General features: G+C 68.0%; 21 protein-coding genes. 10 read left to right on the top strand and 11 right to left on the bottom strand.

The features are described from left to right. Position 1 precedes the first annotated feature (1 nt). Complete coding sequence (locus QSJ97_RS11560) at positions 2-319, bottom strand: hypothetical protein (RefSeq protein WP_285671920.1); 318 nt, start codon at positions 317-319, stop codon at positions 2-4. Between the two features lie 84 nt (positions 320-403). Between QSJ97_RS11560 and QSJ97_RS11555 the strand changes: the two genes are divergently transcribed. Then, positions 404-670 (top strand): hypothetical protein, encoded by a 267-nt coding sequence (locus tag QSJ97_RS11555; protein WP_285671919.1) that lies wholly within the window; start codon positions 404-406, stop codon positions 668-670. Between the two features lie 16 nt (positions 671-686). Here the strand turns inward: QSJ97_RS11555 and QSJ97_RS11550 are convergent, their stop codons facing one another. Further along, on the bottom strand, positions 687-1,151 hold the full coding sequence (locus QSJ97_RS11550; protein WP_285671918.1) for a hypothetical protein: 465 nt from the start codon (positions 1,149-1,151) through the stop codon (positions 687-689). Positions 1,152-1,585: 434 nt separating this feature from the next. Here QSJ97_RS11550 and QSJ97_RS11545 point away from each other — a divergent pair, with 434 nt between their 5' ends. The 9 genes from QSJ97_RS11545 to QSJ97_RS11505 all read left to right on the top strand — a co-directional run bounded on the left by QSJ97_RS11545 (position 1,586) and on the right by QSJ97_RS11505 (position 10,869). Continuing rightward, positions 1,586-1,819 (top strand): hypothetical protein, encoded by a 234-nt coding sequence (locus tag QSJ97_RS11545; protein WP_285671917.1) that lies wholly within the window; start codon positions 1,586-1,588, stop codon positions 1,817-1,819. Between the two features lies 1 nt (position 1,820). After that, positions 1,821-3,488, top strand: a complete 1,668-nt coding sequence (locus QSJ97_RS11540; RefSeq protein WP_285671916.1) for an aromatic/alkene/methane monooxygenase hydroxylase/oxygenase subunit alpha — start codon at positions 1,821-1,823, stop codon at positions 3,486-3,488. A 96-nt stretch (positions 3,489-3,584) separates the two neighbouring features. After that, the gene (locus QSJ97_RS11535; RefSeq protein WP_285671915.1) at positions 3,585-4,646 is read left to right on the top strand and encodes a 2Fe-2S iron-sulfur cluster-binding protein; all 1,062 of its coding nucleotides are present in this window, start codon (positions 3,585-3,587) and stop codon (positions 4,644-4,646) included. Between the two features lie 58 nt (positions 4,647-4,704). Next, the gene (locus QSJ97_RS11530) at positions 4,705-5,763 is read left to right on the top strand and encodes an aromatic/alkene monooxygenase hydroxylase subunit beta (RefSeq protein ID WP_285671914.1); all 1,059 of its coding nucleotides are present in this window, start codon (positions 4,705-4,707) and stop codon (positions 5,761-5,763) included. Positions 5,764-5,780: 17 nt separating this feature from the next. Next, the gene (locus QSJ97_RS11525) at positions 5,781-6,149 is read left to right on the top strand and encodes an MmoB/DmpM family protein (protein WP_285671913.1); all 369 of its coding nucleotides are present in this window, start codon (positions 5,781-5,783) and stop codon (positions 6,147-6,149) included. A gap of 113 nt (positions 6,150-6,262) precedes the next feature. After that, positions 6,263-7,285 carry an amidohydrolase family protein gene (locus QSJ97_RS11520; RefSeq protein ID WP_285671912.1) on the top strand — a complete coding sequence of 341 codons (1,023 nt, stop codon included), beginning with the start codon at positions 6,263-6,265 and terminating at the stop codon, positions 7,283-7,285. A gap of 5 nt (positions 7,286-7,290) precedes the next feature. Further along, positions 7,291-8,088 carry an iron-sulfur cluster assembly protein gene (locus QSJ97_RS11515; protein WP_285671911.1) on the top strand — a complete coding sequence of 266 codons (798 nt, stop codon included), beginning with the start codon at positions 7,291-7,293 and terminating at the stop codon, positions 8,086-8,088. A gap of 67 nt (positions 8,089-8,155) precedes the next feature. Then, a complete protein-coding gene (locus QSJ97_RS11510; RefSeq protein WP_285671910.1) occupies positions 8,156-9,790 on the top strand; it encodes a molecular chaperone GroEL in 1,635 nt (544 codons plus the stop codon). A gap of 35 nt (positions 9,791-9,825) precedes the next feature. After that, positions 9,826-10,869: an NAD(P)-dependent alcohol dehydrogenase gene (locus tag QSJ97_RS11505; RefSeq protein ID WP_285671909.1), complete on the top strand. Its 1,044-nt coding sequence runs from the start codon at positions 9,826-9,828 to the stop codon at positions 10,867-10,869. 42 nt (positions 10,870-10,911) lie between these two features. Here the strand turns inward: QSJ97_RS11505 and QSJ97_RS11500 are convergent, their stop codons facing one another. From QSJ97_RS11500 to wrbA, 9 genes are all read right to left on the bottom strand, one after another. After that, a complete protein-coding gene (locus tag QSJ97_RS11500) occupies positions 10,912-12,993 on the bottom strand; it encodes a sigma-54-dependent Fis family transcriptional regulator (protein WP_285671908.1) in 2,082 nt (693 codons plus the stop codon). A gap of 72 nt (positions 12,994-13,065) precedes the next feature. Then, the gene (locus QSJ97_RS11495) at positions 13,066-13,539 is read right to left on the bottom strand and encodes a hypothetical protein (RefSeq protein ID WP_285671907.1); all 474 of its coding nucleotides are present in this window, start codon (positions 13,537-13,539) and stop codon (positions 13,066-13,068) included. A gap of 550 nt (positions 13,540-14,089) precedes the next feature. Beyond that, positions 14,090-14,794, bottom strand: coding sequence for an ABC transporter ATP-binding protein (locus QSJ97_RS11490; RefSeq protein ID WP_285671906.1), 705 nt, complete (start codon positions 14,792-14,794; stop codon positions 14,090-14,092). 37 nt (positions 14,795-14,831) lie between these two features. Next, complete coding sequence (locus QSJ97_RS11485; protein WP_285671905.1) at positions 14,832-15,599, bottom strand: ABC transporter ATP-binding protein; 768 nt, start codon at positions 15,597-15,599, stop codon at positions 14,832-14,834. A gap of 85 nt (positions 15,600-15,684) precedes the next feature. Continuing rightward, positions 15,685-16,668 carry a branched-chain amino acid ABC transporter permease gene (locus QSJ97_RS11480; RefSeq protein WP_285671904.1) on the bottom strand — a complete coding sequence of 328 codons (984 nt, stop codon included), beginning with the start codon at positions 16,666-16,668 and terminating at the stop codon, positions 15,685-15,687. Continuing rightward, complete coding sequence (locus QSJ97_RS11475) at positions 16,665-17,534, bottom strand: branched-chain amino acid ABC transporter permease (protein ID WP_285671903.1); 870 nt, start codon at positions 17,532-17,534, stop codon at positions 16,665-16,667. The genes QSJ97_RS11480 and QSJ97_RS11475 overlap by 4 nt, the downstream gene beginning before the upstream one ends. 108 nt (positions 17,535-17,642) lie before the next feature. After that, positions 17,643-18,974 (bottom strand): ABC transporter substrate-binding protein, encoded by a 1,332-nt coding sequence (locus QSJ97_RS11470; RefSeq protein WP_285671902.1) that lies wholly within the window; start codon positions 18,972-18,974, stop codon positions 17,643-17,645. Between the two features lie 243 nt (positions 18,975-19,217). Next, positions 19,218-20,117 carry an EamA family transporter gene (locus QSJ97_RS11465; protein ID WP_285671901.1) on the bottom strand — a complete coding sequence of 300 codons (900 nt, stop codon included), beginning with the start codon at positions 20,115-20,117 and terminating at the stop codon, positions 19,218-19,220. After that, complete coding sequence (gene wrbA / locus QSJ97_RS11460) at positions 20,114-20,758, bottom strand: NAD(P)H:quinone oxidoreductase (RefSeq protein WP_285671900.1); 645 nt, start codon at positions 20,756-20,758, stop codon at positions 20,114-20,116. The genes QSJ97_RS11465 and wrbA overlap by 4 nt, the downstream gene beginning before the upstream one ends. Between the last annotated feature and the right edge of the window lie 11 nt (positions 20,759-20,769).

Raw genomic sequence — 20,769 nt, 5'->3', positions numbered from 1 at the left:
GTCATCCTTTCATGTTGGCGGCGGCGGCGATCTCGCGGTCGATCAGGTCGATCTCCGCCTCGGTCTCGGCAATCCGCCGCTCGCAGTCGTCGAGGTCGCGCCGGGCGGCTTCGCCCCGCGCCATGTCGTCCGCCGCCGCCGCGGCGTCGGCCTCCGTCTCCGGATCGGCGGCGTCGCGGGCGTGGCGGGCGAGGTCGATCTCGGTGCCGCCGGCCACCTGGCAGAGGCGCAGATGCCGGGCGTTGAGCTCCGAGATGCGGGCCACGAGGGCCATGCGCTCGGTCATCAGATCGGGGATCGGACGGGGATGATCGGTCATTGTGTTCTCCCGAAACGGGGGCCATGATCCGCGCCGCGCCGGGGAGGCCCCCCGGCGGCAGGGGGCGCGGGAGGTGCGGCGGACATGCTGAACGGGGCGGGACAGACCTTCTTTGCGGCGCTGGCGGCGGTCTCGGCCGAGCGGCTCGGCGCGGACCATGCCGTCGCCCGGGCCGCGCGCGCGGCCGCCGGGGCGCCGGACCCCGGGCGCATGGCCGCGGCGCAGGCGGCGCTCGGCGCGCTCGACGAGGCCGAGCGGACGGCGCTGCTCGGCGCGGTGCACAAGGCGATGCGCGAGGACATGGGCGCGATCCTCGGGCTCTGGGGCGGCACCGGCAGGCCGGACGCCTGAGAGACGGCGCCGCGGCTCATCGCTCGCCCTCGCCGCGGCCGGCGCGGGCCTCGATCCCGGCGAGCAGCCGCGGCAGGTCCTCCGCCTCGGTGCGGAACTTGCGCTCGGCCATCTCGATATGCCCGCGCAGCGCATCCCAGAGATCGACCCGCATCACGTTGCCGGTGTCGCCGGTCAGCACCTCGATCTCGCGGATCGGGAACTGGCGCGACAGCGAGACCCCGGTGAAGACGAAGTCGCGCAGCTCCGCCGCGTGCACGTCGATGAAGTATTGCAGCAGCGGGTGGGTGTCGTGGCTGGCGCCGCGGCTGCCGAGCTCCTCCGTTATGTAGTCCTTGAAGTGGCGCTGCAGCAGGAGCTGGCTCTCGCCGAGAAAGCGCATGACGAAGACCACGTCCTGCGGCGCCCGTGCGACGAGGCTGCCGGCGACCTCGCCGGGGCCGCCCTCGCCCTCTCCTGACAGTCCGTCCCTGCTCGGCATGCTCCGCTCCGTCTGCTTGCGTGGCTGGAGGGGGCCGCATTCAAGAAGCGGGCCACGGCCGCGGGCGCGGCCAGGCGGCGGGTTCGCCGGGCTGCGCCGGGCCGGCTGCGGCGGCGGGATGTTACAGCCGTAACGCATGGCGTCACGCCGTGTAACGCCTGTGTCTTCGACCCTTCATGTAAACCAATGTAGTGTTCGCACTTGCACAATGATTTGTGTGCAAATGACCAAATACAATCCGTAACGATTCCGGATTACAGATGTAAACAAACGCAACGTCCGCGGTGTCCGTTTGCAGGTGTTCGGTGGACACTTCTGCACACGAAAGGAAATTTCGCGGAAATTACGGTGTTGGCACGGCGCTTGCTCTTGATCCCCGCAGAAGAAGCCCACCCCGGCAAAGGGGTGTCACAAGAACGAAGGGGGAGACGGCCATGGAGCGGACAGAGATGACAGCGCGTGCTCTGCGCGGCGGGCAGGGCGCCCGGTCATCCGCCGGCCCGGGCACGCGATCCGGAACCTTTGCCTCGATCCACTCGACTGGCCGCTGCCATGCCGCGCCCGTGCTGCGCGAGACGGGCGGTCATTCGGAACTCACGCCGACGGTTCAGCACGCCGTCAATCCGCTGCCGGCAGTGGCCGGCGCAGAAATGAGTGGAGGCTCATGACATGACGTCTTTGACGCTCAACAAGATCACGTCGCAGCGCGGAATTTCCGTGGGCGAGGCGACGAAGAAGATCTCCGACCTGGGCTGGAACCCCTCCTATGTGCAGGAGGCCAGCACCTTCCCCACGGACTACAAGATCACCAAGGCGCCGCGGGACCCGATGAAGCAGGTGCTGCGCTCCTACTTCCCGATGGAGGAGGAGAAGGACAACCGCGTCTACGGTGCGCTCGACGCCGCGCTGCGCGGCGACATGTTCCGCAATGTCGAGCCGCGCTGGATCGAGTGGATGAAGCTGTTCCTGGCGATCATCCCGTTCCCGGAGATCTCGGCGGCGCGCTCGATGGCCATGGTCGCCCGGCTGTCGCCGGGTGAGGACCTGCGCACCGGCTTCACCATGCAGATGGTCGACGAGTTCCGCCATTCCACGATTCAGATGAACCTGAAGAAGTGGTACATGGAGAACTACATCGACCCGGCCGGCTTCGACATCACCGAGGAAGCCTTCGGCAAGTGCTATGCCACCACCATCGGCCGGCAGTTCGGCGAGGGCTTCATCACCGGCGACACCATGACCGCCGCCTGCATGTACCTCACCGTGGTGGCCGAGACCGCCTTCACCAACACGCTCTTCGTGGCGATGCCCTCGGAGGCCGCGCGCAACGGCGACTATGCCCTGCCGACGGTGTTCCTCTCGGTGCAGTCCGACGAGAGCCGGCATATCGGCAACGGCCACTCGCTGCTGATGGCGGCGCTGAAGGAGCCCGAGAACCACCTGCTGCTCGAGCGCGACCTGCGCTATGCCTTCTGGCAGAACCACGCCATCGTCGACGCCGCGATCGGCACCTTCATCGAGTACGGCACCACCAACCGCGACAAGGAGAAGGAATCCTACGCGGAGATGTGGCACCGCTGGATCTTCGAGGACTACTACCGGACCTACATGCTGCCGCTCGAGAAATACGGCATCAAGGTCCATCACGACGACGTCCAGGAGGCCTGGAAGCGGATCACCGAGAAGCGCTACGTGCACAAGGTGGCGCAGTTCTTCGCGGTCGGCTGGCCGGTGAACTTCTGGCGCATCGAGGCCCAGACCGAGAAGGACTTCGAGTGGTTCGAGCACAAGTACCCGGGCTGGTACGCCGAGTTCGGCGACTTCTGGAAGTGGTACGCCAAGCTCTCGAAGCCGGGCCAGAAGGTCATCACCTTCAACGAGGAGACCGGCTACGTCTATCCGCACCGCTGCTGGAGCTGCCTGGTGCCCTGCCTCATCCGCGAGGACACCGTCACCGACGAGATCGACGGCAAGGTGCACACCTTCGCCCACGAGCTCGACCGCTGGACCGCGGTGGAAGCCTTCTCCGATGAGTACCAGGGCCGCCCGACGCCCGCGATGGGCCGGTTCTCCGGCAAGCGCGAGTGGGAGACGCTGTATCACGGCTGGGATCTGGCCGACGCGATCAAGGACCTCAACTTCGTCCGCGACGACGGCAAGACCCTGACCCCGCAGCCGCATCTGCGCTTCGACGACAAGGACATGTGGACCCTCGACGACGTGCGCGGCCACACCCTGCTGTCGCCGCTCACCCTGCTCCAGGAGATGGGGCCGGAGGAGCGCGAGAAGCACATGGCCGAGTATCGGGCGGGCTTCACGATCAACCCCTGCAACTGAGCGGGATCCATCGGAGGGGCCGCACGCGGTCCCTCCCCACAATACCGGCGCGGCAACCGCTGCGCCGGACGGGAGAGAATTGGGAGGCCGCAGATCATGAGCGAGACGTACACGGTACGCCTGGAGCCGGTCGGGGTCGAATTCGAGGTCGAGGAGGAGGAGACCATTCTCGACGCCGCGTTCCGACAGGGCATCGCGCTGCCGCATGGCTGCAAGGAGGGCCAGTGCTCGGCCTGCAAATGCGTGCTGCTCGACGGCGAGGTCGAGCTGACCCGCTATTCGACCTTTGCCCTGAGCGACGGCGAGCGGGAATCCGGCCACATCCTGATGTGCCGGTCGCAGGCCCTGGAAGACCTCGAGATCGAGCTTCTGAACTTCGATGAGGAGGTTCTGTCGAAATCCATCCCCGTGAAGGACTTCGACGGCCGCATCACCGGTTTCGAGCGCCTGACGCACGATATCCGCGGTGTGGAGATCGAGCTCGATGGCGAAATGAAATTCTGGGCCGGTCAGTATGTCGACATCACGGTCACCACGGAAGAAGGGGAGACGATTACGCGCTCGTTTTCCATGGCAAATCCGCCGAGCGAAACCAAAAAACTCTCCTTCATCATCAAGAAGTACCCGGACGGAAAGTTCTCCAACCAGCTCGACAGCGGAGGAATCCGCATCGGAGCCGACGTCCGGGTCCGGGGCCCCTACGGGATGTGCTTCCGACGGGAAGAGCGGGAAGGACCGCTGATCCTCGTCGGCGCCGGCTCGGGGATGTCTCCGGTCTGGTCGATCCTGCACGACCACCTCGCCAGCGGGGAGGACCGGCCGGTCTACTTCTTCTACGGCGCGCGTACCCGTGACGACCTCTTCTACACCGACCGCCTGGCGGCGATCTCCGAGGCCAATCCGAGCGTCCAGTTCGTTCCGGTGCTGTCCCATGCCAATGGCGACACCGACTGGGCCGGCGCGCGCGGCTTCGTCCACGAGACCGTCGACGAGCGGCTGAAGGAACTCGGCATCGCAGGCGAGGGCGACGTCTATGCCTGCGGTCCGCCACCGATGATCGATGCGCTGACGCCTGTGCTCTTCATGCAGGACTTCGACACCGATCGCATCTTCTTCGACAAGTTCACCACGACAACCGGCGAAAGCGGCGGGCACTGAGCCCGTATTCGCCGGGTGTGAAACCCACAGAAGACCCAGATACAAGGGAGAAAACACAATGCCAGCAACTTCCAGTTCGGTCGGATCGGGCGCGGCGGGGGCCGCGAACTTCGCCGGCTCGAAAAGCCGCCGCTACAACTACTTCGAGCCGCGGGGCAAGCGGGCGACCCATTACGAGGACGTCACGGTCGATGTGCAGCCCGATCCGGAGCGCTACCTGATCCAGGACTGGATCATCTCCTTCAACAACGGCCAGGGCGCCTATGTGAAGGACAACACCCGGGCGCAGAGCTCCAACTGGCACGCCTTCCGCGCGCCCGACCAGGAGTGGGAGCGCACCCACTACCAGCGCCAGTCGAAGATCGAGACGATGGTGCAGAGCGTCATCGCCAACGCCCGGAAATCCGGCGCGCCGCGGTCGTTCGACAAGGTGTGGTGCCGCATCCTGCAGACCCATCTGGGCGCCTGGAAGCACGCCGAGTTCGGCCTCGCGACCTCGCTGATGCAGGCGCAGCGCTACGGCTACACCCAGATGATCAACAACGCCACGCTGACCAACTCGTCCTACAAGATGCGCCTGACCCAGGACATCACCCTCTACCTCGCCGAGATCGGCCTGGACATCGAGGGCTGGAACGATGACCTCGGCAAGCAGGCCTGGCTCGAGGACCCGATCTGGCAGCCGACCCGCGAGGCGATCGAGACCATCATGGGCACGGCCGACTATCTCGAGCAGTACTTCGCGATCAACATCGTGTTCGAGCCGCTGGTGGGCGAGCTGTTCCGCTCCGGCTTCCTGATGCAGGCGGCGGCGGCCAACAACGACTTCATCACCCCGCCGGTGATCTCGGCGGCCGAGGCCGATTACGAGCGCAACCTCGCGAACACGATCGACCTGATGTACCTGCTCGCCAACGACGAGAAGCACGGCGCCGAGAACCGCGCCCTGTTCCAGACCTGGCTCCGGCTGCACGGCGAGCTCGCCGACAAGGCCGCCGCCTCGCTGCAGCCGATCTGGTCGCAGCCCCATTCCAAGCCGATCTCGTTCGAGGATGCCCGCGCCGTCTCGCAGGAGCGTATCGGTCACATCGTCGGCGAGCTCGGCCTCAGCCGCTGAAACAGGGAGTACAGGACATGTCGAGCACGGCACGCGATTCCTCGAACAAGAACATCTTCAAGTCGATGAAGGACATCACCTTCGAGCAGACGATCTCGCACCAGTGCGGGGTCACCATGAACGACAGCGTCGAGGCCCGCGCCATCGCCGAGTTCATGGCCCAGGACCCGAAGGTGACGGTCACCTACAACCCTGCGCTGATCCGTATCGATGGCGAGGGCAAGCTGATCTTCAAGATGGACGAGATCAGCGAGTTCCTCGGCAAGGACATGACGGCCGAGATCTTCGAGGTGAACACCTCGACGCATTACGGCCGCATGGTGCGCGTCGATGACAACACCGTGATCCTGTTCGGAAACATGGACGAGGTGTTCGAGTACATCTGACGCGCGCGGGCGGGGGGCTCCCCCCTGTCGCCCCCCGCCCCATCCCACCCGGAACGCACCAGCCAGTAACGCCGCGCGAACGGCCAGCCGAGGCGCATTCAAGGAGTCCAACGATGTACAAGACACCGGACGGCAAGGAGATCTTCGTGATCGACGGGCACATCCACTTCTGGGATGGCAGCCCGGAGAACCAGCGCAACGTGCATGGCAAGCAGTTCATCGACTGCTTCTATGCCTACCACACCGCCCTCAGCCCCAAGGAACAGCTCTGGGAGAAGGCCAAGTTCGAGAAGTATTCCGAGGACGATCTCTACCGCGATCTCTTCGTCGACGGCCCGGACGACATGGCGATCGTGCAGTCGACCTATCTCAAGGATTTCTACAAGAACGGCTTCAACACGCTCGAGCGCAACGCCGCGGTGGCGGAGCGGTTCCCCGACCGCTTCATCGTCAACGGCTCCTTCGACCCGCGCGACGGCGAGAAGGCGCTGGAATACATCCATTTCATGAAGGAGACCTACGACATCAAGGGCGTGAAGATGTACACGGCCGAGTGGAACGGGTCTTCCAAGGGCTGGCGTCTCGACGACCCGGATGCCTATCGCTGCTTCGAGCTCTGCGAGAAGCTCGGCATCAGGAACATCCATGTCCACAAGGGCCCGACCATCCTGCCGCTCAACAAGGACGCCTTCGACGTCCATGATGTCGACAATGCCGCGACCGACTTCCAGGGCCTGAACTGGATCGTCGAGCATTGCGGCCTGCCGCGCCTCGACGATTTCTGCTGGATCGCGGTGCAGGAGACCAATGTCTATGGCGGGCTGGCGGTGGCGCTGCCCTTCATCCACTCGCGCCCGCGCTATTTCGCCGAGGTGATCTCGGAGCTGCTGTTCTGGGTCGGCGAGGACAACCTGCTGTTCGGCTCCGACTACGCGATCTGGACGCCGCAATGGCTGGTCGAGAAGTTCTGGGCCTTCGAGCTGCCGGAGGACATCCGCGAGGAGCGCGGCGTCGACCTGACCCCGGCGGTCAAGGAGAAGATCCTCGGCCTCAACGCGGCGCGGATCTACGACGTCGACGTCGAGGCCAAGCGCAGCGCCCTCGCCTCGACCCCCGTCACCCTCGCCGCGGAGTGAGGGCGATGGAGAGGCTCACCGCAACCGAGGAGCGGAGGCGCGCCGTCTGGCGCGCCCTCGACCGGGTCACCGATCCCGAGCTCGACGACCCGATCACCGACATGGGTTTCGTCGACGGCATCGAGATCGCCGGCGGCAGCGTCGAGGTGGCCTTCCGCCTGCCGACCTACTGGTGCTCGCCCAACTTCGCCTACCTGATGGCCGAGGACATCCGCCGCGAGGTCGAGGCGCTGCCCTGGGTCGAGCAGGCCCGGGTCTGCCTGCAGGATCACATGTTCGCCGACAAGGTGAACGAGGGGGTCAACGACGGCACCGGCTTCGATGCCAGCTTCGGCGACATGGCGAGCGGAGACGATCTCTCGGCGCTGCGCGCGAAGTTCGAGGTCAAGGCCTTCCAGCGCCGGCAGGAGAGCGTGCTGCTGCATCTGCGCGCCGCCGGCTGCACCGACGCGGAGATCGCCGCGATGACGCTGGCCGCCTTCGATCTCGCCGATTTCGGCGAGGGCGAGGCGGCGGCGCAGAAGCCGCGCTATCGCGAGATGCTGCTGGCGAAGGGCCTCGCGCGCGAGGGCGCCGACCTCGCCTTCCGCACCTGGGAGGGGGCGCCGCTCACGCCCGCCGGCATGGCGGACTATCTCGGCACGCTGCGCCAGGTCCGCATCAACATGGAGTTCAACGGCGCGCTCTGCCGCCGGCTGAAATCCACCCGCTACAAGGAGGCCGAGCTGGGCGAGGACGGCCCCGGCCTCGTGGACTTCATGCTGGGCCGCGTTCCGGGACAGACCCCGCCGGCCTGCATCTGACACCGGCGCCGCATCCGGCGCCCCGACAAACGACAGCAATTGTCCCTCGGGACGATGGGAGGAAGTCATGCCCAAACTTATGCTCCACAACTCCGCCGCCCGCCGTGCGCTCGCCCGCGGGGTGCAGCGGCTCTCCGCCGCCGTCGAGCCGACGCTCGGGCCGAAGGGTCTGAACGCGATGATCGACCGGCCGGTCGGCACGCCGCTGATCACCCGCGACGGCGTCAGCATCGCCTCCGAGATCGAGCTGCCGGACCGTTTCGAGAACATGGGCGCCCAGGTCGCCCGCGAGGTCTCGACCCAGACCAACGACGTGGCCGGCGACGGCACCACCACCGCCATCGTGCTCGCCGGCGCGATGATCCAGCAGGGCGTCGATGCCACCGAGCGCGGCACCAAGGCGGTGGATTTCTGCGCCGGCATCCAGCTCGCCGTGAACCGCGTGGTGGAAACCCTGAAGGCCAGCGCCAAGCCCGCCCGCGACGACCAGAAGACCCTCGCCGCGGTGGCCACCATCGCCGCCACCGATCCCAAGCTCGGCGCGCTGGTGGCCGAGGCCTACATGCGCGTCGGCGCCGACGGGGTGATCTCCACCGACTACGGCGTGACCACCGAGACCACGCTCGACGTCGTCGAGGGCATGTCCTTCGACCGCGGCTACCTCTCGCACCACATGGTGACCGACCAGGAGAAGATGGAGGCGGTGCTCGAGCGCCCGCTGGTGCTGCTCACCGACCAGAAGATCCTCTCGCCCGAGGCGCTCGCCCCGGCCCGCGAGATCGCCGCCAAGGAAGGCCGCTCGCTGCTGGTGATCGCCGAGGAGACCGCGCCCAACGTCGTGGTCACGCTGCTCGGCGAGGGCGCCCCCGGCCGGTATCTCGTGGTGCATCCGCCCGAGTACGGCCACTGGCGCAAGGCGATGCTCGACGATCTGGCGATCCTCACCGGCGGCAAGGTGATCGCGCGCGATCTCGGCGGCCGGCTCGAGGACATCACCCGCGAGCAGCTCGGCGCCGCCGAGCAGGTGCGCACCACCGCCTCGCACACCACCATCCTGCGCGGCGCCGGCGACCCGCAGGCGATCGCCGCGCGGCGCGCCCAGGTGCAGCGCCAGTATGACGTGGCGCCGCCGAACATCGAGCAGGACAAGCTGCGCGAGCGGCTGGCCAAGCTCTCGGGCGGCACCGCGGTGATCTATGCCGGCGGCGTCACCCCGGTGGAGCAGAAGCGCACGATCCAGCTCATCGAGGACTCGCTGCACGCGATGCGGGCGGCGGCCGAGGAGGGCGTGGTGGCCGGCGGCGGCGCGGCGCTGGCGCAGTCCACCCCGGCGCTCGACGCGCTGCTCGAGGAGGTCGAGGGCGACGTCGCCGAGGGCGTGCGGCTGGTGCGCTCGGTGCTCTCGCGGCCGCTGGCGCGGATCGCCGCCAATGCCGGCGCCGAGCCGAACGCGGTGGTCGCCGAGGTGACCGGCGGCGCGCCGGGCCACGGCTTCGACGCCTCGCGCGGCGAGTTCCGCGACATGTTCGAGGCCGGCATCGTCGACCCGGTGCGCGTGACCACCAGCGCGCTGGCCAACGCCGCCTCGGTGGCGACGCTGATCCTCACCACCGAGACGCTGATCGGCGATCTCGAGGAGGACGAGGACCCGACCGAAGGCCCGGCACTCGGCGGCGGCGCCGAGCTGCTCGGCCGGCAGTGACCCCGGCAGCTGCGAAATCCTGAAAGGAACAGACCATGAAGGCTGCGAGACTCTACGAGTACGACCCCGCGATGAATGTCGAGCTGAAGATCGAGGACGTCGCGGCGCCCACGATCACGGCGCCGGACCAGGTGGTGGTGAAGGTGGGTGCGGCGGGGCTCTGCCGCACCGACCTGCACATCATCGAGGGGGTCTGGAAGGACATCATGGATGTCGAGGGCAACCTGCTGCCCTATGTGATGGGCCACGAGAATGCCGGCTGGGTCGAGGATGTGGGCAGCAATGTCACCTCGGTGAAGCCCGGCGATGCGGTGATCTGCCATCCCCTGCGCACCTGCGGCATCTGCCTGAGCTGCCGCTATGGCGACGACATGTACTGCCAGCACGGGGCATTCCCCGGGCTCGGGCTCGACGGCGGCTTCGCGGAGTATTTCCTCACCAACGAGCGCTCGCTGATCAAGCTCAACCCCAATGTCACGCCGCTCGACGTGGCGCCGATGGCCGATGCCGGGATCACCGCCTATCGCGCGGCGAAGAAGGCGGCGCGGCTGCTGCGCCCCGGCTCCTGGTGCGTGCTGCTCGGCATCGGCGGGCTCGGGCACATCGCGCTGCAGAGCCTCAACGAGCTCAGCGGCGGGCGGGTGATCGCCATCGACCGCGAGCCGGCGGCGCAGAAGCTGGCCAAGGATCTCGGCGCGCATGTGGTGCTCGACGGCGGCCCTGACGTGATCGAGCAGGTCAAGGAGATCACCGGCGGCGGCGCCCATGTGGTGATCGACTTCGTCGGCGAGCTCGGCGCCGAGAACCTCTGCTGGAAGCTGCTGCGCCAGGGCGGCGAGCTGATCGTCGTCGGATATGGCGGCAAGATCGAGGTGCCCACCGTCGAGCTGGTGGTCAACGAGATCAAGATCGGCGGCAGCCTCGTCGGCGAATACACCGAGCTGGTGGAGCTGATGGAGCTGAATGCCGATGGCAAGGTGAAGATGCACTACAGCGAGTACAAGCTGGACGACATCAACACCGCGATCGACGACTTCAAGAACCGGCGCTTCGCCGGGCGCGGGGTGATCGTGCCCTGAGCCGCGGGCGCCGCCCCTTCGCCGGGGCGGCGCCGTTCCCGGCTATTCGTAGACGCGGCGGATGCCGTGCAGGCGCATCTTGCGGTAGAGCGTCGGCCGCGAGATCCCGAGGGTCCGCGCCGCCTGGGTCATGTTGCCCTTCGATTCCTCGATCACCCGCTTGATGGTCAGCCGCTCGTTCTCCTCGAGGCTGCCGGGCGCATGGGCGTCCGGCGCCGGGGCGGCGGGCGCGGTGCCGGGCGGCTGCGCGCCGGCCGGCTTCGGCGCGGCGGATGGGCTGACCTCGAGAAATTCCGGCGGCAGGTCCTGCGGATGCACCTCCGGCTGGCGCGCGAGCAGGTGCAGCCGTTCGACCACGTTGCGCAGTTCGCGCACATTGCCCGGCCAGTGCCAGGCGTTCAGCCGCTCCATCGCGGCATCGGTGAAGCGCAGCGGGCTGGTGCCCATGGCATCCACCGCGCGGCGGTTGAAATGGTCGATCAGCAGCTCGACATCGCCCCGGCGCGCGCGCAGCGGCGGCACGTGGATGGTGACCGCACCGATGCGGTAATAGAGATCCTGCCGGAAGCGCCCGGCCTCGGATTCCGCCCGCAGGTCCCGGTTGGTCATCGCCACCAGGCGCACATCCACCGGACGGCGCTTGTTGTCGCCGATGCGGTAGACCGCGCGCTGCTCCAGCACCCGCAGCAGGTAGGGCTGCAGGTCGAGCGGCATCTCGCCGATCTCGTCGAGGCAGAGCACGCCGCCGTCGGCCAGCTCGAACTTGCCGGGCTTGCCTTCGCGCGAGGCGCCGGTATAGGCCCCCGCGACATGGCCGAAGAGCTCGGCGCCGAACAGCTCCTTGGAGACCGCGCCGCAGTTTACCGGGATGAAGGGCCCGCGCGCCGCGCCGCAGGACTCGCTGTGGATCAGCCGCGCGAAGAGCTCCTTGCCGACGCCGGTCTCGCCCTCCACCAGCACCGAGACATTGGCCCGCGCCACCCGCCGGGTCAGCTCCACCGCCTCCAGCAGCGCGTCCGAGCGGCCGACGATGGCGATGCCGTCATCGGGGATGTCGGGCCGCGCGGCGAGCCTCACCGCATGGTCCTTCGCGGCGCGCCTGCGGCCCGAGCGCCGCAGCACCAGCGCCGCGCCGCCGAACTCGCCGTCGAGGCTGAGCGGCACCGCGTTCTCCGGCCGCAGCCCCTCGGGCAGCGCGGCGGCGATGTCGGCATCGGTCATGCCCTCGGAGAGCGGCAGCAGCCGCCGGCCCACCGCGAGGCCGCTCCGCACCGCCTCGCCGACGCCGTCGATATTGCTGAAATGGATGATCCGCCCCTGCCGGTCGAGCAGCAGGGTGGCATCGTCCGATCGCAGCGCCGGGGTGGCGCCGTGGAACAGCGAGAGCAGCCGCTTGCGCTCCTCCTTCTGCAGCCGCGCCAGCGTCGCCTGGATCGCGCGCGCCGCCGAGGCCACCAGCGCCGAGTTGTGGCGCTGGAAGATCTGCGTCGGGCCCGAGAGATCGACCGCGCCGAGCAGGCTCTGGTCGAGCGGGTCGAGGATCGGCGCGGCGGCGCAGGTCCAGGCCTTGATGCCGAGGCAGAAATGCTCCGCCGCATGCACGAAGACCGGCCGGCGCGTGCTGAGCGCGGTGCCGATGCCGTTGGTGCCGATCACCGTCTCGCTCCAGACCCCGCCGACCTCGAGATGGATCTTGCGGCCGTTGCGCAGGGTCTCCTCGTCGCCCATCGCCTTGCAGATCGTGCCCTCGTGGTCGGTGAGGATCAGCATCGCGTTGGAATCGTGCAGCAGCGGGCCGATCTGGTCGAAGGTGTCCTGCGCCGCCCGCAGCAGGCGGGCGTTCTCCCGCTCGATCCGCTCGATCTGGTCCTCCTCGCCTGCGATGGGCGCGCGCGAGGTGTCTGCGTCGATCCCGAGCGAGGCGCTGCGGCTCCACGAATCATGGATCAGCGAGCGCACGCTGGTCTCGAGCCGCGGCCGGCTCGCCACGCCGCCTACGAAGGCCTCCCAGGCCTTCATCACCTGGCGCTCGTCGTACTGGACGTGACGGTTCATCTGCGCCGAGTCCTCCTGCTCGCGCTCGGCAGTCTGCTCCTTGTCGGAGTTTTCGGGACGGCCGGACATGCGCATTCTCTCATCGGTTGGAGCTTCATTGCTCGGCTGCACCGGGTAGCTGACGGTGCAGGACGGTTCACGTCAAGCAATGCCGAGCCGCGCGCCGATCTCCGCGGCCAGGGTCTCGGCGGTGAACTCCGCGTTGATCGCGGCGCCCTCGAGGTCGGCCAGCGCCTCGGCGAGCGGCTCGTCGAGGGGCGTTATGAAACCGTTCGCCGCGGTCGCCAGCGCCAGCCGCCGCACGCCGTCGCGGCGGCGGATCTCGCCGAGCATGTGCATCTGCCGGTTGGTCTCGAGATCCACCATCACCACCCGGTCGTTGGGACTGACGCGGATATAGGGCTGCGGTTCGCTGGTGCCACTGCCGCGGCCGAGATCGTGCAGCATCAGCCCGCTGGGCTTCGGCTTCTCCGGCTTGGCATTGCGCGAGGCCGAATAGGCGCCGTTGCTGAACTGGTCGGCGAGGCGGGTGATCGCCTTCTGGTTGTCCCTGATCAGCCGCTTTGCCTCGACATCCTCGCGGCGCGGCCCATCCTTCTTGGAAATGATATCCATTGCACGTCCTCCCTTGTCATTCCGGCGGTTCTTGAGCCGCCTGGCGAAGCCTGAAAATCGAGAAATCCAATGGCGTATCCGGCGCGTCGCCTGCGCCCGGGGCGCGTCCGGCCCCGAACCGGCCGGTGGCGGGGGCTGGCCGGTTCGCCGCGTGTGATGATGCGGTTCAGACCTCCCTTCGCCTCCCGCGCGAATCGCGCGGGGTTCCGACTATACCCTCCGAACGCCGCAAGCCGCGTCCGTTCGATGGTCTGCGCCACCCGTCACAGCGGATGCAGCGCCTGAATCTGGCGGAGATGGTCAGCGTGCACGTGCTCCGTCCTGGCGTCCTGCCCACCTTGTCTTGTCTGGCGGGTTCTGTCCGGCGTTCCTCGAAAGGTAACTGCACGCAAGTTGTGTGCCAATCTCTGTCGGCCGATTCTATGGCAGAAATATTTGCCGGGCGGCAGGCTGGCGTTACAGATGTTTACGATTGTAACGAAACTTTACATGTGTATTGCGCCGCGCGGAGGCGCCATGACTTCGGGTCTCCGCGCGCGCAGGCCCCGGCTCAGACGCCGAGATAGGTCTCGCGAATCTTCGGGTCGTCGCGCAGATCCTCGGCGAGGCCGTGGAAGGCGATGCTGCCGGTCTCCATGACATAGGCATGCTTGGCCAGAAGCAGTGCCAGCCGCGCGTTCTGCTCCACCAGCACGATGGTCCGCCCGGCCTGGTGCAGCGCCTTGATGATCTTGGCGATCTGCTGGCTCATGATCGGCGAGAGGCCGAGCGAGGGCTCGTCGAGCAGCAGCAGCCGCGGGCCCGACATCAGCGCCCGCGCCATTGCCACCATCTGCTGCTGGCCGCCGCTCATGGTGCCGGCGAGCTGCTTCTGGCGTTCCTCGAGGATCGGGAAGTAGCCGAAGATCTCCTCGATGTCGCGCTTCATCCCCGCGGTGTCGGAGCGCAGATAGGCGCCCATCTCGAGGTTCTCCATCACCGTCATCTGCGGGAACACCCGGCGGCCCTCCGGCACCATGGCGATGCCGAGGGCGTTGATCTTCTCCGGGTCGAGCCGGTCGATGCGCTCGCCGCAGAAGCGGACCTCGCCGCTGGTCGGGTGATGCAGCCCGGTGATGGTGCGCATCGTCGTGGTCTTGCCGGCGCCGTTGGCACCGATCAGGGTGACGATCTCGTTCTCCTCCACCTCGAGCGAGATGCCCTTGACGGCGGCGACCGGGCCGTAGTGCACCCAGATATCGTTCAAGCTCAGCATTGCTGCGGGTCCTGTCCTGGCATGGCGCGCGGGGCGGTCAGATGTCGATCTCCTCGGAGCCGAGATAGGCCTCGATCACCTCGGGGTTCTGCGAGACCTCCTTCGGCGTGCCCTCCATCAGCTTGCTGCCGAAGTTGATCACCGTGATGTATTCGCAGATCTCCATCACCGTGCGCATGTCGTGCTCGACGAGGATCACCGTCATGTTCCACTCGTCGCGCAGGCGGCGGATATGGTCGGTGACCATGGCGGTCTCGGTGGGGTTCATGCCGGCCACCGGCTCGTCGAGCATGATCAGCCTGGGCTCCACCGCCAGCGCGTTGGCGATGCCGAGCAGGCGCTGGTGGCCATGCGCGAGGTTCTCGGCCTGCTCGTTGGCATAGATGTCGAGCTCGAGGAATTCGAGGATCTCGCGGGCGCGCGCCCGGTTGCGCTCCTCCTCCTCGCGGTCGGTGCCGAAGATCGCCTTGAACAGCGTCTCCTCGATCTGCGTGTGCCGCGACAGCAGCACGTTCTCGAGCACGGTGTAGTTGGGGAACATCGCGTTGCGCTGGAAGGTGCGCACGAGCCCCGCCTTGGCGATGTGGCTGGGCTTGCGCCCGCTGATCACCTCGCCGTTGAAGGTGATGGTGCCGGAGGACAGCCGCAGCGCCCCGCTCACCAGGTTGAAGAGGGTGGTCTTGCCGGCGCCGTTCGGGCCGATGATGCCGCGGATCTCGCCCGCCTCGACATCGAGATCCACGTTGTTGACGGCGACCAGGCCGCCGAAGCGCTTGACCAGCGCGCGGGCTTCGAGAAGTGCCATCAGCGCCGTCCCCCGGCCAGGCTCTGCGACGGGCGGCCCGCGCGGCCCTCGGGCCGGCGCACCGCGGTCATGCTGTTGCGCGGGATCATTCGCCGGCCTCCTTCGCGGCGGCCTCCGCCGGCCGGCGCTTCGGCACCAGCCTGTCGCGGATCGTGGAGAGCAGCCCCTCGAGCCCGCCGGGCAGCGCCACCAGGAAGAAGATCAGGATGCCGCCGAACAGCAGCGGGCGCCATTCCAGCAGCGGGCGCGACCATTCGAAGGCGAAGGTCATCACCACCAGCCCGATGATCGGCCCCCAGAAGGTCGCCGCGCCGCCGACCACGATCCAGATGATCAGGTAGACCATGGTGTTGACGTCGAAGGCCTTGGGGTCGATCGCGCCGAGCCGGTGCGCCAGCAGCGAGCCCGCGACGCCGGCGAAGAAGGTGCCGGTGACGAAGGCCAGGGCGCGGTAATGCGGCACGTCGATGCCGATGCTCTCGGCCAGGCCCTCGTCGGTGTAGATCGCCTTGAAGGTCTTGCCGATGCGCGAGCGGTCGAGCCGGTACATCACGAAGAGGCAGATCAGCGCGACCGTCAGCACGAAGAAGTAGTAGGGCAGGGGGTCGAAGAAGTCGATCGAGCCGAGCTCGCCCGAGGGGATGCCGATCATGCCGCGCGGCCCGCCGAAGGGCTCGCGGAACTTCACCCAGACCAGCCGCACGAACTCGCCGAGCGCGAAGGAGGCGATGAAGAAGCCGAAGCCGCGGGTGCGGATCAGCGGGATCACCATCAGCAGCCCGACCAGCGCCGCGATGCAGGCCGAAAGCGGCACCGTGAGCAGGATCGAGAGCCCGAGATGCTTGGTCAGCATCGCCGTCGCATAGGCGCCGACCCCCATCATCACCACATGCGAGAGCGACCAGTCGCCGGTGGTGGTCAGGATCCGGTAGCTGCAGACGAGGATGAGGTTGATCATGAAGAGGATCAGCACCTCGCTCGTGTAGTAGCCCACGAAGAAGGGCGCGGCCACCGCGGCGGGGAGCACGCAGATGGCGACGACGATGAGCGTCCAGTCGAGCCGTTTCATGCCTTCACCCGCCCCAGCAGGCCCTGCGGCCGCACCACCAGCACCAGCGCCATGCAGGCGACGCCGACCATCTGCGCCGTCACCGCGTCCGAGACCGTGGTCACGAAGGTATGCACGAAGCCGAGCAGCATGGCGGCCAGCACCGCGCCGGCGATGCTCTCCATGCCGCCCATCACCACCACGATGAAGGCGGTGAGGATCACCGCATGGCCCATATAGGGCGTCACCGGCTGGATCGGCGCCATCAGCGCCCCGGCGAGCCCGGCCGAGGCGCCGGAGATCGCCATCGCCAGCATCGTCATGCTGTTGATGTTGATGCCCTGGAGGCGCGCGGTCTCGGGGTCCTGCGCGCAGGCCCGGAGCGCCTTGCCGGCCTTCACCTTGTAGAGGAAGAACCAGAGCGCCGTGAGCATCGCGATGGCCGAGGGGATCACCAGCACCCGCTGCCAGCCGACCCGGGTGCCGGCGAGGTCCATCGCCCCCATATACGGCGTCGGCACCGAGCGCATCAGCCCGACGCCCCAGGTCTGGCCGACCAGCACCTGCAGCATGAAGGCGAGGCCGGCGGTGGCCATGAAGCCTGCCAGCACGTTGTTCCGGGTTGGCCAGAAGATCAGCCGCTCGGTCGCCACGCCCATCGCGCCGACGATCGGGATCGCCATCAGCACCGCCGCGGGAAACGGCCAGCCGAGGAGGCCATAGAAGACATAGACGACATAGGCGCCGGCCATGAAGAACTCGCCATGGGCGAAGTTCGCCATCTTCATGACCCCGAAGGCCATCGCGAGGCCGACGGCGATCACCGCATAGACAGAGCCGGCGACCACCGAGTTTGCGATCGTCTGGATCAGGGTTGGCAGATCCATGGGGTTCGCGTCTCCAGGTGTCGGATCATCGGAAGGTCGAAATTCGGGTCAAGGCGGCCGGCCCCGGGCCACCGGCCCGGAGCTCCGCCCTGCGATCCCTGCCGCGCCTCAGCGCTGGTCGAACATCTGCCCCTTGTCGCGCACGACCTTGATGATCTGCTCCTTGCGCGTCTCGAACCAGTCCTCGAAGCGGATCTGCGCCTGCACCCGCTTGGTGCCGCTGCGCACCTCGTTGATCGGGATCGGCGGGGAGATCATGTTGTCGATGCCCCACATGTCCTTGCCGCGCATGGTTGCCGGGCCGAGGATCGAGGGGATCGAGTCCTGCTTGCGCATCGTCTCCAGCACGGCATCCGGATCGACGGTGCCGGCCAGCGTCACGCCCTCGGCCCAGACCTTCAGCGTGATCACGTGGTCCCAGTCGATGCCGGTGATCTGGCGATGCACGTCCTCCGGCGCGCCGGGGCCGTAGCGGGCGTTCCATTCGGTGATGAAGTTCTCCTGCCAGGAGGGCGAGCCCCACCACGGGTCGTCGAACAGCGGGAAGCTGTCGGTCGCGCCCTCGAGATACTCCACCGGCACCTTCTGCAGGATCGACTCGGTGTCGAGATAGTTGGCCGAGATCAGGCCCTTGTAGCCCTGCAGGTAGAGCTGCTCGATGATCTGCACCACGAAGGTGGGATAGGAGAGGTTGAGGCTCACCACATCCGGCTTGGTCGCCAGCACCGCGGTGACGACGGGGGCGAAATCGGTGGTCTCGATGGCGTAGTGCTCGTCATAGACCACGTCCCAGCCATCCGAGAGCGCCGAGCCGACCTCCCAGGCCTGCGAGGTGAGGCCGATCGTGTCGTCCTGCGAGATCACCGCCCAGCGATGCAGGTTGGGGTTGACGAAGCGGTGGTAGAACGGCCGCAGCATGTCGATGCGCGGGGTCACGTCGCCGCCGGCGATCAGATAGGGCCGGTCCGGCTTGATGTCGGTGGAGATCAGGCTGGCATAGACCACCTTCATCTTGCTGAGGAAGGGGTGCGTCGCATCCGCCGGGTTGCCGCCGATGGCGCTGATGAACTTGACGTCGTTCTCCAGCACGAGCTGCTTGGCGCCCTGCAGCGCCTTGCTGCCGGTGGCCTCGTCGTCGAAGGCGAACATCTTGAGGGGGTGGCGCTTGTCGCCGACCTTGAGCCCGCCCTCGGCATTGACCCGGTCGATGAAGATCTGGTTGCCGGTCAGCCCCGGCAGGCCCCAGCCGGCATCCGGCCCCGAGAGCGCCGCGAGAAAGCCGATATGGATCGGGTCGCCGGTCGCCTCGGTGGCGGCATGGGCGCTGCCGATCAGGCTCGGGACCTCGAAGGACCGCCCGGCGCTCGCCGCCGCTGCCGCGGCAACGGCGATGGAGGAGGCCGTGAAGAAGTCCCGTCGGCTCAGCTTGCGAAAATTCATGATTCCCTCTCTGCTGGCTGTGCGCCTTGTCACCTGCGTGCATGCAGGCCTGCGCTTCTCTTGATTCCGTGAATCAGGCTAAGCGAAACCTGCACCATAAGGAAGCCAATCCTGCGCCATGATTCGGAAATTGGTCCGAATGGGGCGGGATTGGCTCGTTATTGGTCCGAAATACGGCGCCCATGCTCAATGATCGGTCGGGACCGGAGCGGCGCATTTCGGCCGTTTGGTCCGAAACTGGTCTTATCCAGCCAGCCGGCGGAGCGATGGAACCGGGGCGCGGGGGGACGGCCGGGGCCGCCGCGCCGCGCGCTGCCCGGCCCAGGTCGCGCCGAGCACGACGGCCGCTCCCAGCGTCTGCAGCGGGCTCAGCCCCTGGCCGAGCAGCGCCCAGCCAAGCAGCACCGCCGTCAGCGGGCTCATCATGCCGAGCATCGCCACCGCGGAGGGCTCGATCCGGGCGACCCCGCGGAACCAGAGCGCGTAGGTCGCCGCCGCGCCGATCAGCCCGAGATAGAGGATGCCGCCGAGATTGGCGCCGGAGAGCGGCGGCAGCGGCGGCTCGACGATGAGCGCCGCCGGCAGCAGCAGCAGCCCGCCCGCGGTGAGCTGCCAGGCGGTGAAGGTGAGCGGCGGCACCGGCGGCTGCCATTTCCGGCTGAGCACGGTGCCCGCCGCCATCGAGACCGCGCCGCCGAGCCCGGCCGCGAGCCCGGCCGGATCGAGCGCCGCCGCCGGCCCCAGCACCATCAGCGCAACGCCGCCGACGCCGCCCGCCGCCGCCAGCACCGCCGCGGCGCGCACCGGCGTGCCGAGCAGCCCCCGCGCCAGCAGGATCACCACGAGCGCCTGGGTCGCCCCCAGCGTTGCCGCGACGCCGCCGGGCAGGCGATAGGCCGCGACGAAGAGCAGCGCCCAGAAGATCGCGAAGTTGAAGGCGCCGAGCAGGGCCACCCGCCCGAGCCAGGCGCGCTCCGGCAGCCGCCGCACCAGCGCCAGCAGCAGCAGCCCCGCCGGCAGCGCCCGCAGCACCGCGAGGGTGAGCGGATGGCCCTGCGGCAGGAACTCGGTGGTGACATAGTAGGTGCTGCCCCAGATCGCCGGGGCCAGCGCGGTCAGCAGGATGTCGGCCGTGCGGGTCATGCCGCGGCCTCCTCATGCGCAGGTTGCCGCCGTGCCGCGCCCGCCGCCAGCCGCGCCGCGAGCCCGGCGACATGCCGGCCCTGGAAGCGCGCGCCGGCCAGGTCCGCCGCGGAGGGCTGCCGGCTGCCATCGGGGCCGGCGACGGTCCCGGCGCCATAGGGCGAGCCGCCGAGGATCTCCTCCATGCCGAGCTGCCCGGCGAAGCTGTAGGGCAGGCCCACCACCATCATCCCGAAATGCAGGAGCGGGATCTGGGTCGAGAGCAGCGCCGCCTCGTGGCCGCCATGCTGCGAGCCGGTCGAGGTGAACACCGCGCCGATCTTGCCGACGAGCGCGTTCCTCGCCCAGAGCCCGCCGGCCTGGTCGAGGAAGCTCTTCATCTGCGCCGCCATGTTGCCGAAGCGCGTCGGGGTGCCGAGGATGATGGCGTCATAGCCCGGCAGATCGGCGACGCGGGCCTCCGGCGTCGGGTCCGCCCGGTAGCCGGCGGCGGCGCGGACATCCTCCGGCACGGTTTCGGGCACCCGGCGCAGATCGACGGCGGTGCCGGCGACGCTGCGGGCGCCCTCGGCCTCGGCCTCGGCCATCGCGCGGACATGGCCATAGCTCGAATAGTAGAGAACGAGGATCTTCGTGGTCATCGGCGGGGTCT

Source organism: Paralimibaculum aggregatum (assembly GCF_030270585.1).
Lineage (GTDB): Bacteria > Pseudomonadota > Alphaproteobacteria > Rhodobacterales > Rhodobacteraceae > Thermohalobaculum > Thermohalobaculum aggregatum.
The sequence above is the reverse complement of the archived record's forward strand: the minus strand, read 5'-3'. Positions and strand labels throughout refer to the sequence as shown.

Coding starts and splice junctions, on each gene's coding strand:
- QSJ97_RS11560 (WP_285671920.1), bottom strand. CDS start 319: ATGACCGATCATCCCCGTCCGATCCCCGATCTGATGACCGAGCGCATG.
- QSJ97_RS11555 (WP_285671919.1), top strand. CDS start 404: ATGCTGAACGGGGCGGGACAGACCTTCTTTGCGGCGCTGGCGGCGGTC.
- QSJ97_RS11550 (WP_285671918.1), bottom strand. CDS start 1,151: ATGCCGAGCAGGGACGGACTGTCAGGAGAGGGCGAGGGCGGCCCCGGC.
- QSJ97_RS11545 (WP_285671917.1), top strand. CDS start 1,586: ATGGAGCGGACAGAGATGACAGCGCGTGCTCTGCGCGGCGGGCAGGGC.
- QSJ97_RS11540 (WP_285671916.1), top strand. CDS start 1,821: ATGACGTCTTTGACGCTCAACAAGATCACGTCGCAGCGCGGAATTTCC.
- QSJ97_RS11535 (WP_285671915.1), top strand. CDS start 3,585: ATGAGCGAGACGTACACGGTACGCCTGGAGCCGGTCGGGGTCGAATTC.
- QSJ97_RS11530 (WP_285671914.1), top strand. CDS start 4,705: ATGCCAGCAACTTCCAGTTCGGTCGGATCGGGCGCGGCGGGGGCCGCG.
- QSJ97_RS11525 (WP_285671913.1), top strand. CDS start 5,781: ATGTCGAGCACGGCACGCGATTCCTCGAACAAGAACATCTTCAAGTCG.
- QSJ97_RS11520 (WP_285671912.1), top strand. CDS start 6,263: ATGTACAAGACACCGGACGGCAAGGAGATCTTCGTGATCGACGGGCAC.
- QSJ97_RS11515 (WP_285671911.1), top strand. CDS start 7,291: ATGGAGAGGCTCACCGCAACCGAGGAGCGGAGGCGCGCCGTCTGGCGC.
- QSJ97_RS11510 (WP_285671910.1), top strand. CDS start 8,156: ATGCCCAAACTTATGCTCCACAACTCCGCCGCCCGCCGTGCGCTCGCC.
- QSJ97_RS11505 (WP_285671909.1), top strand. CDS start 9,826: ATGAAGGCTGCGAGACTCTACGAGTACGACCCCGCGATGAATGTCGAG.
- QSJ97_RS11500 (WP_285671908.1), bottom strand. CDS start 12,993: ATGTCCGGCCGTCCCGAAAACTCCGACAAGGAGCAGACTGCCGAGCGC.
- QSJ97_RS11495 (WP_285671907.1), bottom strand. CDS start 13,539: ATGGATATCATTTCCAAGAAGGATGGGCCGCGCCGCGAGGATGTCGAG.
- QSJ97_RS11490 (WP_285671906.1), bottom strand. CDS start 14,794: ATGCTGAGCTTGAACGATATCTGGGTGCACTACGGCCCGGTCGCCGCC.
- QSJ97_RS11485 (WP_285671905.1), bottom strand. CDS start 15,599: ATGGCACTTCTCGAAGCCCGCGCGCTGGTCAAGCGCTTCGGCGGCCTG.
- QSJ97_RS11480 (WP_285671904.1), bottom strand. CDS start 16,668: ATGAAACGGCTCGACTGGACGCTCATCGTCGTCGCCATCTGCGTGCTC.
- QSJ97_RS11475 (WP_285671903.1), bottom strand. CDS start 17,534: ATGGATCTGCCAACCCTGATCCAGACGATCGCAAACTCGGTGGTCGCC.
- QSJ97_RS11470 (WP_285671902.1), bottom strand. CDS start 18,974: ATGAATTTTCGCAAGCTGAGCCGACGGGACTTCTTCACGGCCTCCTCC.
- QSJ97_RS11465 (WP_285671901.1), bottom strand. CDS start 20,117: ATGACCCGCACGGCCGACATCCTGCTGACCGCGCTGGCCCCGGCGATC.
- wrbA (WP_285671900.1), bottom strand. CDS start 20,758: ATGACCACGAAGATCCTCGTTCTCTACTATTCGAGCTATGGCCATGTC.